This window comes from Martelella mediterranea DSM 17316 (genome assembly GCF_002043005.1).
Taxonomy (GTDB): Bacteria; Pseudomonadota; Alphaproteobacteria; order Rhizobiales; family Rhizobiaceae; genus Martelella; species Martelella mediterranea.
In genome coordinates this window covers 4,107,818-4,122,676 of sequence record NZ_CP020330.1, presented here as the reverse complement: position 1 = coordinate 4,122,676, position 14,859 = coordinate 4,107,818, and the positions used below count along the sequence as shown (strand labels likewise).

Here is a 14,859-nt window from a genome sequence, read left to right as displayed (position 1 = left end):
TGTCTTTCAGGCGAGTGTGGGCAAAGCACGGCGATAAAGCAAGGCGGATTACCGGGCGCGCTTGAAAATCCGGAAACCGGCTTCTCAATCCAGCGTGGTGTTGAAGCGCGTCACCGCAATTGTGATGGCGACGAGGGCGATGGCGGCGAGCATGGCGCTGTCGAAGCCGAGCACGGTGATGTCGGCGCCCTTCAGCATGATGGCGCGCACGATCCGCAGATAATGCGTCAAGGGCAGGCCCTCGCCGATATACTGCGCCCATTTCGGCATGCCGTCGAAGGGGAACATGAAGCCGGACAGAAGGATGCTCGGCAGAAAGAACATCATCGACATCTGCACCGCCTGAAGCTGGTTCTTCGCGATCGTCGAGAAGGTGTAGCCGATCGAGAGATTGGTGACGACGAAAAGCAGGGTCAGGAGCGCAAGCGACCACGGGTCGCCAAGGATAGGGACGTCGAAGATGAACAGGCCCGAGACGATGATTAGCGCCGCCTGGAAACCGCCGACGAAGACATAGGGCATGATCTTGCCCATCATGATCTCGATCGGGCGGATCGGCATGGCAAGCAGGTTCTCCATCGTGCCGCGCTCGATCTCGCGGGTGACGGCGAGCGCGGTGAAGATCAGCAGCGTCATCGTCAGGATGGTGCCGAGCAGGCCCGGCACGATGTTGAGCGTCGACTTGCCCGCCGGATTGTAGCGGCGGTGCTGGACGATGGTGTAGGGCGGGTCCTGCGGCGCGTCGATGCGGATGTGCCGGAGGCCCGCAAGCGAGGTGTTGATGATGCCCGACAGCGCGCCGAGCGCGGATGACGCGGCGACCGGGTCGGTGGCGTCGGCGGCGACCAGCAGCGAGGGCGACAGGCCGCGGCGCAGATCGCGCTCGAAGTTCGGCGGGATCTCCACCACGAACAGCACCTCGCCGGATTCCAGCATCCGGTCCATGGCGTCGGGCGACGTCGCCACGCCGGTAATGTCGAAGAAGTCGGTGTTCCTCAACGCCGCCAGAATGGCGCGCGAGGCGTCGGTGCTCTCGCCCATCATCACCGCGGTCGGCAGGTGGTGCGGCGTGGTGTTGATGGCAAAGCCGAACAGGAGGAGCTGCATGATCGGCAGCGTGATCATCATGCCCATGGTCAGCCGATCACGGGTCATCTGGATGAATTCCTTGATCGTCATCGCCCAGAAACGCCTGAGCGGGGCGAAGCTCTGTGTCCGCTCAGCCGTCATCGAAATTGTCCTTCGATGAACCCATGAGATAGATGAAGGCATCCTCCAGCGTCGTCTCGCCCGGTTTGCAATGCGTGTCCGGCCGGTCGCGATAGGGCTGCAAGGCCCGTTCCAGCGCGTCGCGATCGCGGCCGCAGACGTGGAGCGAGGCGCCGAAGGGGGCGACGAGATCGACGCCCTCGGCCTTTTCCAGCTCCGCCTGCAGCGCGTGAACGTCGGCGCCGGTGATCAGGTAGCTCTTGAGGTTCGCCGAGGCGACCACCTCGTCGACCGTGCCCGTTACCATAAGCTTACCATAGGCCATGTAGGCGATCTCGTGGCAGCGTTCGGCCTCGTCCATGTAGTGGGTGGAGACCAGCACCGAGAGGCCGTCTGCGGCCAGCGCGTGGATCTCGGTCCAGAATTCGCGCCGCGCCTTGGGGTCGACGCCGGCGGTCGGCTCGTCGAGCAGCAGCAGGTCGGGATCGGGGAGCGTGCAGGCGCCGAGCGCGAGCCGCTGTTTCCAGCCGCCGGAGAGATTGCCGGCGAGCTGCTTTTCGCGCCCACCAAGCCCGAGCCGTTCGATGGCGTCGGAAACCCGTTTCCTCGGGTTACTAAGCCCGTGGATGCGGGCGACGAAATCGAGGTTTTCGCGGATGGTGAGGTCCTGATAGAGCGAAAACCGCTGGGTCATGTAGCCGACGCGGCGGCGCAGCTTCTCGCCGTCACGGGTGATGTCGTAGCCGAGGCAGGTGCCGGAGCCGCTGTCGGGCGTCAGCAACCCGCAGAGCATGCGGATGGTCGTGGTCTTGCCGGAGCCGTTGGGTCCCAGAAAGCCGTGGATCGCGCCCTTCTTCACGCTCATCGTCAGGTGGTCGACCACGGTGCGGCCGCTGAAGCTCTTGGTGAGGTTCTCGACCGAGATAACGTTTTCGTCCGTGTTCATGACCGGCCTTCCAGCGTGACTTCCACGGGCAGGCCGACCGGCAGGGTCGCAGGGTCGGAAGGACGGGCCCTGACCCGGTAGACCATCTTCGCGCGCTCCTCCCGCGAGAAGATTTCCGGCGGGGTGTATTCGGCATCCTCGGCGATGAAGCTGACGGTCGCTTCCCCGGTCTCGCAGCCGTCGCAGGTGAAGCTGATCCGGTCGCCGGTCGCGATCGCCGCGCGGCTCTGCTCCGGCACGAAGAATTCGATGTTGACGTTTTCCGGCGGCAGCAATGAAACAACCGGCCGCCCGGCGGGCGCCACTTCGCCGACGCGGTAATAGACCTGCTGGACCTTGCCGCTGGCTGGCGATGCCACGGTCTTCAGCGCGAGCGTGGCTTCGGCATTGGCGAGATCGCCTTCGGCCGCCGCGACCTGCTGCTCGGCCTCGGCAATCTGCTGGTCGCGTTGCGGCAATTTGCCGAGCGCGATCTGGGCGTTGACCTTGTCGAGCGCGGCCTTGGCCTTTGCATAATTGCTGACCGCGTCGTCGAGATTGGCTTCGGTGCCGCTTTGCTGCTTCACCAGCGCCTCAGCGCGGGTGAGCGCCTTGCGGGCGTAGTCGAAGGCGGCCTGGGCTTCCGCGCGGGAGGCCTCGAGCGCTTCAAGCTCCTGCTCCCGGTTCATGGGAGCTCTCGCCAGAGACAGCGCCGCCTTCGCCTTTTCCAGACTGGCGCTGGCGGTCTCGACAGCGGCCTTTTCGCTGTCGGCCTGCAGCGTGAACAGGGTCTGGCCCGCCTCCGCCTGATCGCCTTCGGACACGGTGAGTTCGGTCAGACGCGCGGTCGAGGTGGCGCCGACATAGACCATGTCCGCCTCCACCCAGCCGAGCCAGCCCTGATGGGCGTCCGGGCGGAAAAACACAAAGCCGGCGGCTGTCGCAATCGCGAGCGCAACCAGGATGAGGGCGAGCTTTTTCATGGCGTTTCCCTTTCCGGTGATAGGAACAGGTTGTCGAGGCTCACTTCGAAGGCGGCGCGCCGGTCGAATGCGCCGAAGGGGGAGAACAGCATTCCCCAGATCGCCGATATCAGGATCGGCGCCACCACCATCTGCGGCACCTCCAGCACCTTGGCGGAGCGCAGTTCGCCGCGATCATGCGCGATTGTCAGCAGCTTTTGAACCAGTTGCATGCCGGGGCGGATCAGGTTGGCGTGGTAGTAGGCGGCGACGTCGGGAAAGTTCGGCATTTCGGTGATCATCAGGCGCAAAAGGTCGGCGCGTTGGGTATCCAGAACCTCGGATTCCACGAGCGTATAGAAGGCCGAGAGGGCCTTGCGCGGAGACTGCGGCGAGGCTTCCAGGATACCGGCGCCGTGCGCAATCAGCGGCGCGAGATCATCGCTGATCAGCGATTTGAACAGGCTCTCCTTGTCGGGAAAGTAGAGATAGACCGTGCCCTTGCCGACCCCCGCGGCCTTGGCGATGTCCTCGATCCGGGCGCTGGCAAACCCCTTCGCGGCAAAAGTCGAGAGTGCGGCGTCGAGGATGATCCGTCGCCGTTCTTCCTGGCTCTTGCTCCGCACCGGCCGCTTTTGATCCGCCATCTCTCAACCTTCTAATATGACTGACCAGTCAGTCATATCTCTTGTCACATTATTTTGCAACCCGTAGGATGAGGAAGTGGGCAGGATAGAAGGGGGCCTGCCTTCCAGGCGATCCCAAGCGTTTGGGAATGCGCCGACGGTCGGTGCGCGGTGCCAATCGCTGGGCAAACCGGCTGGAAGCTATTCCGCTGCCGCTAGAGGACCATCGCCATCATCGCTGAAACCGGGAGCGGGGCTGATCGCCGTTGCCGGCGTCAGGGCGTAGTCCAGCAGCTTCTTCAGCAGAAAGGGCGGTTTCCGGTCTACCAGGACTGCGAGCGCATTCCTGACGCTTGCGAACTCGCGTTCGATTTCGCCTGGATAGTCCGGCAGTTCGGAAAGGCGGATCAGGGCGTTGATCCATTCCCCTTCCGCGACCGCAAGGCCGCCGCCGGCCTTGAGGACGGCATTGGCGGCCACCGCCATATCCTGCCCGCGATTGCCGAACACCGTCATGCCGCCGTCATTGCCGGTAGCGGCGAACGCGCCGCGCCAGCGGCCGAGGCCGGAAGCGCCGCAAAGTTCAAGAAGCGTGCCGTCGGCCGTGATCCTGGCCATCAGCGTCAGGCCTTCCGGCAATGCGGCGCGCGTGCCCGAAAGGGCAAGGGCGCCACGGCGCACGGCGTGCGGACCGCTGAAATCGATCATGGAGAGCGGTCGGCCGCCCGCAAACAGGCTCTCCGCGATGCAGCGCGGGGTCGCCTGCGTTTTGATGCCTTGGCTTCGAAAGCGATAGACGTGCATTGGGATCAGTCCCGGTGAGATAGAAAGTGAGCACAGAACTTTTCGAAGGACGAAAGGTTCCGCGAATCATCTGCTGTTTCGTCAGCGCTATAGCGCGGCCCAATGTCAAACGCACGACGGGCGGCTGCGAAACCGCGAAGCCCGGTGCCGGCCCCTCCAGGCTTGCAAGCCGGTGCAAAAGGGGCTAGGCCCCACCCGTAGTGATCGGCTGCCCTGCGGGTGCGCTTTGCAGGAGCGTCGACAAGCAAGAAAATTCTAGCAGGAAATACCTCCATGGATCGCCGTACATTCTTCAAGAAGGCGGGTGTCGCTTCGGCCGGCGCCCTTGCCCCGGCCGCGCTCGCCGCTCCCGCCATCGCCCAGGAAAATCCCAAGCTGAGCTGGCGTCTGTCGTCGGCCTTCCCGAAATCGCTCGACATTCTCTATTCGGGCGCGACCGGCATTGCCGAGCGCGTCAGCGCGGCGACCGACGGCAATTTCGAAATCCAGGTCTATGCCGGCGGCGAGATCGTTCCCCCGCTGCAGGTGCTGGACGCCGTGCGCGACGGCACGATCGAGATGTGCCACACCCCGTCCTACTACTATATCGGCCAGGACATGACCTATGGTCTCGGCACCGCGGTGCCCTTCGGCATGAATGCGCGCCTGAAGAATGCCTGGCTCTATCAGGGCGGCGGCAACGAGTTGTTCAACGACTTCTTCGCCGAAAAGGGCGTGTGGGGCCATCCGGCCGGCAATACCGGCGCGCAGATGGGCGGCTGGTTCTCCAAGGAGATCAATTCGGTCGAGGACCTGAAGGGCCTGAAGATGCGCATTGCCGGCCTAGCGGGCCAGGTCATGGCCAAGCTTGGCGTGACCCCGCAGCAGATCGCCGCCGGCGACGTCTACTCGGCACTGGAGCGCGGCACGATCGACGCCAGCGAATTCGTCGGCCCTTATGACGATCTGGCGCTCGGCCTCGTCAAGGTCGCGAAATACTACTACTACCCGGCATGGTGGGAAGGCGGCCCGGTCATCCACGCCTTCTCCAATCTCGACAAGTTCAACGAGCTGCCGGCAAGCTACCAGCAGATCCTGACGGACGCCTGCGACGCGGTGAACCTCGACATGCTGGCCCGCTATGATGCCGGCAATCCGAAGGCGCTGCGCCAGCTCGTTGCCGATGGCGCCGTGCTGAAACCGTTCAGCGAAGAGATTCTCGACGCCTGCTACGCGGCTTCGCAGGAGACCTTCGCCGAGATTTCCGCAGAGAATGAATGGTTCAAGACCATTTACGACAGCCAGCAGGAGTTCAAGAAGGACGCCTATCTCTGGATGCAGCTCGCCGAATTCTCGTTCGACAAGTATATGATGGTCCAGCAGCGCAAGGGCAATCTCTAAAGATTGCCGGGTCCAGAGACCTAATTCCAAACGGCCCGGGAGCAATCCCGGGCCTTTTTGCATGCGATTGACGCTGCGCGCGGGAGGCCGTAAGTCGTTTGTCGCAGTGCGAAAAAGAAAGGTCTTGGGAACAGTGACGGATCGGATTGTAATTGTCGGCGGTGGCCAGGGCGGGTTTGCGGTTGCCGCGAAATTGCGGGCGCTGAAGGACGAACGGGACATCACGATCATCGGCGCGGAGCAGGTTCCGCCCTATCAGCGGCCGCCGCTGTCCAAGAAATACCTTCTCGGCGAGATGAGTTTCGACCGGCTGCTTTTTCGTCCCGAAAGCTGGTACGGCGAAAACGCGATCGACCTGCGGCTGGCAAGCTTCGTGGAGCGCATTGACCGCGACGCGAGGCAGGTGGTGCTGCAGGATGGCTCGACCATCGAATACGGCACGCTGGTGCTGGCGACGGGGGCGACGCCGCGCGTGTTGCCGAAGGCGATCGGCGGCGATCTCGACGGCGTCTATGTGATGCGCGACAAGCGCGATGCCGATCGGCTTGCCGAGGCGATGCGGCCGGGTGCGAGGCTTCTGGTTGTCGGCGGCGGCTATGTCGGGCTCGAGGCCGCGGCGGTCGCCCGCAAATTCGATGTCGATGTCACCGTGATCGAGATGGCGGACCGGATATTGAAGCGGGTGGCGGCGCCCGAAACCGCCGATATCATGCGCGCCGTCCATCTGGCGCATGGCGTTCATATCCGTGAAAACTGCGGCCTTACCCGCCTTGAAGGCGAAAACCGCCGTGTCGTCCGCGCGGTGCTTGCGGATGGCACCACGCTGGATGTCGACATGGTCGTCGTCGGCATCGGCGTTGCGCCGAACGATCAACTGGCGAAGGATGCCGGTCTTGCGGTCGGAAACGGGATTACGGTGGACGAATTCGGACGGACTTCGGATCCGTCGATCTTCGCCGTCGGCGACTGCACCGAACTGCCGTTCGATGGCGGCCGCATCCGGCTCGAATCCGTTCCCAACGCCGTCGATCAGGGCGACGCGGTGGCCGCCGTGATCGCGGGGTCGGACGAGCCTTACGTGCCGGAGCCCTGGTTCTGGTCCGATCAGTATGATGTCAAGCTGCAGATTGCAGGCTATAATGGCGGTTATGACCATACCGTGGTGCGCCAGGGCGCGCGGGAGGGGGCGGCCTCGGTCTGGTATTTCCGCGGCGACAGGCTTCTGGCGGTCGATGCCGTCAACGATGCGAGGGCCTATGTCTGCGCCAAGAAGCTTCTGGCGGCCGGCGGCAACCCTTCGCCGGACGTTATCGCCGATCCCGCGACCGATCTGAAGGCGCTTGCCGCGCAGTGATGGTTTCAGGGCGAACGGCGGGACCTCGTCATATAACGTATTTGTATTTGCTGAAATCATGTGCAAAGTAAATTTAGTGGTTCGTGAAATGCAACCAGTTAGCAATAACAAAGGGATGCGTTCGCGATAGAGCAGGGGAACGGGGCATTGTCTTTACGGGTAAGAGGCGGACCAAGAGCGCGCACGACCTTGAGTGACGTAGCTCGTATTGCTGGCGTAAGTCCGATCACGGTATCGCGTGCGCTCAGAGAGCCGCACAAGGTCAGCGACAAGCTGCGCGAACAGATACTCGAAGTCATCGAGGACATCGGCTATGTGCCGAATTTCGCGGCGCGCGCGCTGGCAAGCCGCCACAGTGGAACGGTCGCCGTTCTGGCGCCGATCCTGGAAATGAGCGGCTTCTTCCATGCCGCCCACGGGATCGAGGACAGGTTCCATTCAAGCGACGTCACCACGCAGTTCGCCAATATCGGCCTTGATGCCGCCGAGGAAGCGAAGCTGATCAACCTTTTCGTCGCGCAGAATCCGGCGGGCATCATCCTCGAAAGCGTGGCCGAATTTCCGGTCAACAAGCCGTTGATCACCGAGCTTGGCTGCCCGGTCGTGCAGATGATGGACACCAGCATCACGCCGCTGGACATGGGGGTCGGCATTCGCAATCGCGCGGCCGCGAAGGCGGCGGTCGAGCATCTTCTTTCCAAGGGCTATCGCCGGATCGCCCTTCTGGGCGGCGGCAAGGATATCCGTTCGCGCCGTCGGTTCGAGGGCTATCAGGATGCGCTGGCCGAGGCCGGGCTCTACGATCCGAACTATGTTTTCGAGGCGAGCGGCAGCAGTCCGCTGGAACAGGGCATGAAGCTCGTTTTCGATCTCGGCAAACGCCTGCCGCAGATCGACGCGGTGTTCTGCCATAATGACCGGCTGGCGCTCGGCGTCTATTTCGGCGCGCAGCAGATCGGCCTCAAAGTGCCGGAGGATCTCGGCATTTGCGGATATAACGGCGTCGACTTCGCCGATGTGGAGGAGTCGCCGCTGACCTCCGTCTACGTGCCCCTCTATGATATGGGCTACAAGGCCGCCGAGATGATCATGCGCTACTTGAGCGAGGGCGAGCGCCCCAAGAAGGCGGTGGAACTGCCTTTCGAGATCATCGAGGGCGCGTCGACGCGGCGATAGAGCGCCCGAATTTCTCGGGCTCTAACTCGCCGCCTTGGCGACATGCAGGCCGCATTCGCGCTTGGCGTCGTTTTCCCACCACCACCGACCGGCGCGCTCCGGTTCGCCCGGCTTGATCGCGCGGGTGCAGGGCTCACAGCCGATCGAGGGATAGCCGCGCGCGTGGAGCGGATTGATCGGGATGGCGTTCCGATCGACATGGGCGCGGATATCCTCAAGGCTCCAGTCGGCAAGCGGGTTCACCTTGGTGAGGCCGCGGGCGGCATCCGCCTCGGCATAGGGCGTGGTCGCGCGGTTGCCGGACTGGCCGCGGCGCAAACCGGTGATCCAGTACGCCGCGCCATCCAGGGCCCGGGCCAGCGGCTCGAGCTTCCTCACCTGACAGCAGGCGTGGCGGGCTTCGACGCTTTCGTAAAATCCATTGCGGCCATAATTCTTGACATAGTCGTCGACCGCGGCGGTCTCGGGGCGGAAACGCTCGATGCGGATGTTGTAGCGCGTTTCCGTCTCGGTGATCAGTGCCTCTGTTTCGGGAAAGAGCCGGCCGGTATCGAGCGTGATGATCCGGATATCGAGGCCGGCGGTCGCGATCGCCTCTGTGATCACCTGGTCTTCGATGCCGAGGCTGGTGGTGAAGATCGCCGGCTGGCCGGTTTCAGCGATCAACCGCAGCCGTCCGGTCAGGTCGAGTTCGCCGAGTGTCTTGTCCAATTCAGTTACTGTATCGCTGTTTGTCATAAAACTTGCCTCTCGAAATAATTGCCTATCAAAAATTTCGCATAGTTTGACGACTATAATGGAGGCCGGCAAGGTACCTGTTTGCCGAAATGCGAGCCGGCTGGACAAAAGCTTCGCATATGAGCCGGCATCGTAGAAAGCCGGCACTTTTCCGTAGTCAGACGCCGCCCTTTTCGTCGTAGCGGCGGGTTTCCTCGCGCATTTCGCCGATCGAGGCGCGGTCCTGCTCATCGACCTCGCGGTTGCGGGCGCGCTGGAACTTGATGCTGTCGGCGAGATAGGCGCGCGAGAGACCGTGATAGAGCGGTTCGCGCGAGATCAGGCGCGAGGCGATATAGCCCAGCATCGAGGTTGCCATCAGCGTGATGATGCCGTCGTGATTGTCGGTCATTTCCAGAATGATGACGAAGGCCGTCATCGGCGATTGCACCACGCCCGCGAAATAGCCCGCCATGCCGAGGATCGCGCCAAGCCCGATGCTGACGCCGAGCACATCGGCAATCGTGGAGCCGAAGGCCGCGCCCACCGACAGCGACGGCGCGAACAGGCCGCCCGGAATGCCCGAAGCCATCGACAGGAAGGTGGCGGCCAGCTTGCCGATGAAGAAGACGGGACTGATCGACCCGCCCTCGATCACGGTCCGCGCCTGTTCGTAGCCCGTGCCGAAGGTCGCGCCGCCAAAGACGATGCCGATGACGGCAACGGCAAGGCCGCAGGCGCCGGCGAACAACGCCATGCGCTTGATTGGCGCCGCCTGCGCCCAGCGCTTGATCCGCCGGGCGGCCTTCAGCGAGTAAAGCGAGAACAGCGCGCCCAGAAAGCCGCCGCCGATGCCGCAGACGAACACAGCGACCCACTCCTCCGGCTTGATGGCGATGGCCGAGGCCTGGCCGAAATAGGTATAATTGCCGGCAAGCCCGATCGCGGCGAGGCCGGACAGGATGATGGCGGAGACCACCAGCCCGTTGGCGCGCGATTCATAGGCGCGGCTCATCTCCTCGATGGCGAACACGATGCCGGCAAGCGGCGTGTTGAACGCGGCCGAAATGCCGGCGGCCGAACCCGCGACGATCAGCCCCCGGGTCTGGATCATCTTTCCCCAACGCGCGGTCTGGATCATGATCGAGGCGCCGACCTGCGCGGTCGGTCCCTCGCGGCCGATCGAGGCGCCGCAGAACAGGCCGATAATGGTGATCAGCACCTTGCCGGTGGCAACCCTGAGATTGAGCAGCCTGTGCTGGCTTTCGACGTCGTGCAGATGGCGCGCGGCAATCGCCTGCGGAATGCCGGAGCCCTGCGTGTTGGGAAACCATCGCGTCGACAGATAGGAGCACAGCATGAAGCCGAGCGGGGTGAGCACCAGCGGCAGAAATGGCGACCAGGCGCTCGACTGGCGCATCGTCTCGAACAAGTGGTAGGCATGGTCGGAAGCGCGCGCGAACCCGACGCTCACCACCCCGATCATCACCGCGCCGATCCAGAACACCAGCCGCGGCTGCCAGATCCGCCATGATCCCCACATCACCCGTGTGCGGCGGACCATCTTGACGTTCTTGTAATAGGGGCGCATGGCTCGGCTTTCGCGGCAATGTCAGTGTTTCGGCAGTCCGCGGCCCGGCGGCATAAGGCATCAGGATACGGGGTGAAGCTGACCCGTTATCCTCTTGGCCTTGAAGGATTTCAAGGCTCTTTCCGGCAAAAAGAATTGATCATTCGCACTTTATGTTACCGCGCGTCCGAAGCGTGATCGGGCTTTGCCCGGCCCGGCGGATTGCGGGTAAACATGGCGCGTCGCCGCCCCGCCCTCATTGCGCGATCGGCAGCCGTCCGGTGTGCGGCGCTCTGCTGAGCGAAGAACAGTTGCTTATCATATCCTTCGTCACTATCGTCTCGACAATATTTGTAACTTTGGAAGGGGATATCCAATGACGATTCTTGAGCAGCAGGAACTGAATGCCGACAAGGTGCGGGGACGCTGGGGATGGGTGCTGGCCTTCGGCGTGTTGCTGATTGTTCTGAGCCTCGTCCTGCTTGGCAATCTGGTGGTCGCCACCGTGGCGTCGGTGGTGTTTTTCGGTGCGATGCTGATCGTCGCCGGCGTCATCCACCTGTCGCAGCTTTTCTACAATCGCCGCACCGGGCATGTCGCCTTCTGGCTGATTTCCGGCCTGCTTTACGTGCTGGCGGGCATCTTCGTGATGCGCAATCCGATGCTCGCCTCCGGCGTGTTCACCATCATGGTCGGCATCTCGCTTGCGATCGCCGGCGGCTTCCGCATCTATCTCGGCATGACGATGCGCCCCGTCAAAGGCTGGGGCTGGATTATCTTTTCGGGCCTGGTGCTGATCCTCGCCGCAGTGTTGATCGCTTCGAACTTCCCGCAGAACAGCCTGTGGCTGCTCGGCCTGTTCGTGGCTGCGGACTTCCTGGTCTACGGCTTTTCCCTGGTGGTCTTCGCGCTTGCGCTGAAGCCGCGCAAGGAAGCGTGATGGCTTCCGACGGCAGCATGCGCCACGTCGCGCTCGGCGGTTTCGGCGCGCCTGACGTCATGTCGATCGCATCCGGGCCGCGCCCGACGCCGGGCCCCGGCGAAGTGCTGGTCAAGGTGGCGGCTGCGGGCGTCAACCGCCCGGATGTCGCCCAGCGGCAGGGCAATTACCCCCCGCCGCCCGGCGCGAGCCCCATTCTTGGCCTCGAAGTGGCGGGAACGGTGGCCGCGCTTGGCGAAGGCGCGACCGGGTTCGCGGTCGGCGATCGGGTTTGCGGGCTTGCCAATGGCGGCGGCTATGCCGAATTCTGCATTCTGCCGGAAGGTCAGGTTCTGCCCGCGCCGGACGGCATGGACGATATCAGCGCCGCCGCGCTTCCCGAGACCTTCTTCACCGTCTGGGCGAACCTGTTCATGATGGCAGGCCTTGAGAAGGGCAAGAGCGTCCTGATCCATGGCGGCACCAGCGGGATCGGCACGACGGCGATCCAGCTTGCGAAGGCCTTCGGAGCGTCGACGATCTTCACCACCGCGGGCTCGGCCGAAAAATGCGCGGCGGCGGAGCGGCTCGGTGCCGATGTCGCGATCAATTACCGCGAGAAGGATTTCTCCGAGGTCATCAAGGAGACGTCCGGCGGCGTCGATATCATCCTCGACATGATCGGCGGGGCCTATTTCCAGCGCAATCTTTCGGCGCTTTCCAGGGATGGCTGCCTTTCGATCATCGCCTTTCTCGGCGGCCCCAAGGTGGAAAACGCCAACCTGATGCCGATCATGCTCAAGCGCCTCAAGGTGACCGGGTCGACCATGCGGCCGCGCACCGATGCGGAGAAGCGCGAGATCCGCGACGAATTGCTGGAAAAGGTCTGGCCGCTCATTGCTGCGGGCAAGGTCAAGCCGGTCATCGACCGGGTGTTTGCCTTCGAGGATGTCGTGGAGGCCCACCGTCGCATGGAGGGTGGCGACCACATCGGCAAGATCGTTCTCAGCTTCGATTGAGGGATAGAGGCATGACCAACCCGGTTCTGGTGGAAGTCACCCGCGGCGATGTCGTTGAAAGCCGGCATCGCGGCATGATCGCCGTGGTCGATGGCGGGGGCGCGGTTGCCTATGCGGTGGGCGATATCGAGGCGGCGGTGTTTCCGCGCTCGGCCTGCAAGGCGATCCAGGCGCTGCCTTTTGTCGAAAGCGGGGCGGCGGACGCGCTCGGCTTCGGCGACCGGGAGATCGCGTTCTCGGCCTCGTCCCATTCGGGCGAGGATGGCCATGCCGAGCTTGCCCGGCAGATGCTGGCAAAGGCCGGGCGCGGCGTCGACGATCTCGAATGCGGCGCGCACTGGTCGTTCCAGCAGAAGGTGCTGATCCATCAGGCCCGCACCCGCGAAAAGCCGGATGCGCTCTGCAACAATTGCTCGGGCAAGCATTCGGGCTTCATCTGCGCCTGCGTGCATCAGGGCATCGACCCCAAGGGCTATTCCGGCTACGACCACCCGCTGCAGGCCGAAATCCGCGCGGCGATGGAGGATGTCACCGGCGCGCCGGTCGGCCGCGATCTCTGCGGCATCGACGGCTGCAATATCCCGACCTATGCGGTGCCGCTCAAGGCGCTGGCGCAGGGCTTTGCGAAACTTGCGACCGGGGAGGGGCTGTCGCCCGCGCGCGCCAAGGCGGGAAGACGCATCCTGTCGGCCTGCATGGCCGAGCCCTGGTATGTGGCCGGCACGAAACGAGCGTGCACCGAACTGATGTCGCTCGCGCCCGGGAAAATCTTCGCCAAGACCGGCGCCGAGGGCGTGTTCTGCGCGGCGCTGCCGGAAAAGGGCCTCGGCATCGCGCTCAAATGCGAGGACGGGACGACCCGCGCGGCCGAAGCGATGGTGGCCGCCGTGCTCGCGCGTTTCATCGATGATGCGGCGATTGCGGCCAAGCTTTCGGACATGGCCGCCACAAAGCTGAAGAACTGGAACGGAACCGATGTCGGCGCGGTTCGGGCGGTTCTGCCGAACTAAGCTTACCCGGCAGGCGCGAGCAGCCGCTTGCGCAAAGCGTTCAACTCGGAAAGCAGCGACTGCGCCTGATCGAGACTGCATCCGGTCTTCAGCGCGATCGCCGCCGCGACATTGCGAGCCTTGGCCTGCGCGGCACGGCCCTTTTCGGTCAGGGCAAGGTCCACCCGCCGTTCATCCTCACGCCCGCGCTGGCGCCTGATATAGCCGGCGGCCTCAAGGCGCTTCAAAAGCGGCGACAGCGTGCCGGAATCGAGTCCCAGCCGTCGCCCCAACTCGTTGACGGTCAGCGGCTTGCCCTCCCACAGCACCATCATCGCCAGATATTGCGGATAGGTCAGGCCGAGCTCGGCAAGCAGCGGCTTATAGGCGCGTTGAAAGGCGTGCTCGGTCGCATAGACGGCGAAACAGAGCTGGTTGTCGAGGTTCAGAAGCGGTTCGGGACCGTCATGTTCATGGTGTTCCATGGGCCCAATATAATATGCGAAAAAGAGTTTGTAAAATTATATTGTGGGAAATTAAATTGTGTACTATATAAATAGCCGACGCTGAGCGGGGAACAGAACCCGTCGCTCGCGCGTCCTGTCAACAGGTTCGAACAGATGCGCCATCGGCGCGAAGGAGAACGAAGATGATCAAGACATTCTACACCACCAAAGCCACCTCCACCGGTGGCCGCGAAGGCACCGCCCGCACCGAGGATGGCTCGTTCGAGGTGAAGCTCACCCCGCCGAAGGAAATGGGCGGCCCGGGTGGTGAAGGCACTAATCCGGAGCAGCTTTTCGCCGCCGGCTATTCCGCCTGCTTCACCTCCGCTTTGTTCAACGTCGCTGGCAAGAAAAAGGTCAAGCTGCCGTCCGAAACGCGGGTGACGGCAACCGTTGGCGTTGGCCCGCGCGATGATGGCGAAGGCTTCGGCATCGAGGTTTCGCTCGCCGTCGCCATTCCCGGCATGGATCGCGCGGAGGCTGAAGAACTGGTTCACGCAGCCCACATCGTCTGCCCCTACAGCCATGCGCTGCGGGTCAACTTCGAAGTGCCGGTTTCGGTTACGGAATAGGCCGGGACGACTGTCGGCGCTAGAACCTTTCCGCATTTCACGGAAACGCGGAAAGGCCCTATCTCTTTGTTTTTACGCAATTCCGGACGGTGAACCGGTGTCCACTTCACCTGGAATTGCTATAGCATGAA

At 63.3% G+C, this 14,859-nt stretch carries 15 protein-coding genes; 7 read left to right on the top strand and 8 right to left on the bottom strand.

What is annotated here, in order from left to right; all coding sequences use genetic code 11:
* Positions 1-84: 84 nt before the first annotated feature.
* From Mame_RS19230 to Mame_RS19210, 5 genes are all read right to left on the bottom strand, one after another.
* Positions 85-1,230 (bottom strand): ABC transporter permease, encoded by a 1,146-nt coding sequence (locus Mame_RS19230; protein ID WP_018065470.1) that lies wholly within the window; start codon positions 1,228-1,230, stop codon positions 85-87.
* The gene (locus Mame_RS19225) at positions 1,220-2,155 is read right to left on the bottom strand and encodes an ABC transporter ATP-binding protein (RefSeq protein WP_018065469.1); all 936 of its coding nucleotides are present in this window, start codon (positions 2,153-2,155) and stop codon (positions 1,220-1,222) included. The genes Mame_RS19230 and Mame_RS19225 overlap by 11 nt, the downstream gene beginning before the upstream one ends.
* Positions 2,152-3,117, bottom strand: coding sequence for an HlyD family secretion protein (locus tag Mame_RS19220; RefSeq protein WP_018065468.1), 966 nt, complete (start codon positions 3,115-3,117; stop codon positions 2,152-2,154). Before Mame_RS19220 ends, Mame_RS19225 begins: the two co-directional genes overlap by 4 nt.
* Complete coding sequence (locus tag Mame_RS19215) at positions 3,114-3,743, bottom strand: TetR/AcrR family transcriptional regulator (protein ID WP_018065467.1); 630 nt, start codon at positions 3,741-3,743, stop codon at positions 3,114-3,116. Before Mame_RS19215 ends, Mame_RS19220 begins: the two co-directional genes overlap by 4 nt.
* A gap of 180 nt (positions 3,744-3,923) precedes the next feature.
* Positions 3,924-4,526 (bottom strand): adenine deaminase C-terminal domain-containing protein, encoded by a 603-nt coding sequence (locus Mame_RS19210; protein WP_018065466.1) that lies wholly within the window; start codon positions 4,524-4,526, stop codon positions 3,924-3,926.
* Positions 4,527-4,799: 273 nt separating this feature from the next.
* Between Mame_RS19210 and Mame_RS19205 the strand changes: the two genes are divergently transcribed.
* The 3 genes from Mame_RS19205 (at position 4,800) to Mame_RS19195 (ending at position 8,436) form a co-directional block, all read left to right on the top strand.
* Positions 4,800-5,906, top strand: a complete 1,107-nt coding sequence (locus tag Mame_RS19205) for a TRAP transporter substrate-binding protein (RefSeq protein WP_018065465.1) — start codon at positions 4,800-4,802, stop codon at positions 5,904-5,906.
* Positions 5,907-6,039: 133 nt separating this feature from the next.
* Positions 6,040-7,260 (top strand): NAD(P)/FAD-dependent oxidoreductase, encoded by a 1,221-nt coding sequence (locus Mame_RS19200; RefSeq protein WP_018065464.1) that lies wholly within the window; start codon positions 6,040-6,042, stop codon positions 7,258-7,260.
* Between the two features lie 189 nt (positions 7,261-7,449).
* Entirely contained in the window at positions 7,450-8,436 is a 987-nt protein-coding gene (locus Mame_RS19195) for a LacI family DNA-binding transcriptional regulator (RefSeq protein WP_018065463.1), read from the top strand.
* A gap of 21 nt (positions 8,437-8,457) precedes the next feature.
* Here Mame_RS19195 and Mame_RS19190 read toward each other — a convergent pair whose 3' ends face one another.
* Together Mame_RS19190 and Mame_RS19185 are read right to left on the bottom strand one after the other, a co-directional pair.
* The gene (locus Mame_RS19190) at positions 8,458-9,174 is read right to left on the bottom strand and encodes a phosphoadenylyl-sulfate reductase (protein WP_026173587.1); all 717 of its coding nucleotides are present in this window, start codon (positions 9,172-9,174) and stop codon (positions 8,458-8,460) included.
* A 157-nt stretch (positions 9,175-9,331) separates the two neighbouring features.
* On the bottom strand, positions 9,332-10,744 hold the full coding sequence (locus Mame_RS19185; RefSeq protein ID WP_018065461.1) for a chloride channel protein: 1,413 nt from the start codon (positions 10,742-10,744) through the stop codon (positions 9,332-9,334).
* Positions 10,745-11,099: 355 nt separating this feature from the next.
* On the opposite strand from Mame_RS19185, the gene Mame_RS19180 reads away from it, so the two are divergent.
* The 3 genes from Mame_RS19180 to Mame_RS19170 are packed head-to-tail and all read left to right on the top strand — an operon-like array spanning position 11,100 to position 13,671.
* Entirely contained in the window at positions 11,100-11,663 is a 564-nt protein-coding gene (locus tag Mame_RS19180; protein ID WP_018065460.1) for an HdeD family acid-resistance protein, read from the top strand.
* A complete protein-coding gene (locus tag Mame_RS19175; protein ID WP_018065459.1) occupies positions 11,663-12,661 on the top strand; it encodes an NAD(P)H-quinone oxidoreductase in 999 nt (332 codons plus the stop codon). Before Mame_RS19180 ends, Mame_RS19175 begins: the two co-directional genes overlap by 1 nt.
* Positions 12,662-12,672: 11 nt before the next feature.
* A complete protein-coding gene (locus Mame_RS19170; protein WP_018065458.1) occupies positions 12,673-13,671 on the top strand; it encodes an asparaginase in 999 nt (332 codons plus the stop codon).
* Positions 13,672-13,673: 2 nt separating this feature from the next.
* Here Mame_RS19170 and Mame_RS19165 read toward each other — a convergent pair whose 3' ends face one another.
* Positions 13,674-14,135: a MarR family winged helix-turn-helix transcriptional regulator gene (locus Mame_RS19165; protein WP_018065457.1), complete on the bottom strand. Its 462-nt coding sequence runs from the start codon at positions 14,133-14,135 to the stop codon at positions 13,674-13,676.
* Between the two features lie 167 nt (positions 14,136-14,302).
* On the opposite strand from Mame_RS19165, the gene Mame_RS19160 reads away from it, so the two are divergent.
* On the top strand, positions 14,303-14,728 hold the full coding sequence (locus tag Mame_RS19160; RefSeq protein ID WP_155122243.1) for an organic hydroperoxide resistance protein: 426 nt from the start codon (positions 14,303-14,305) through the stop codon (positions 14,726-14,728).
* Positions 14,729-14,859: the final 131 nt, after the last annotated feature.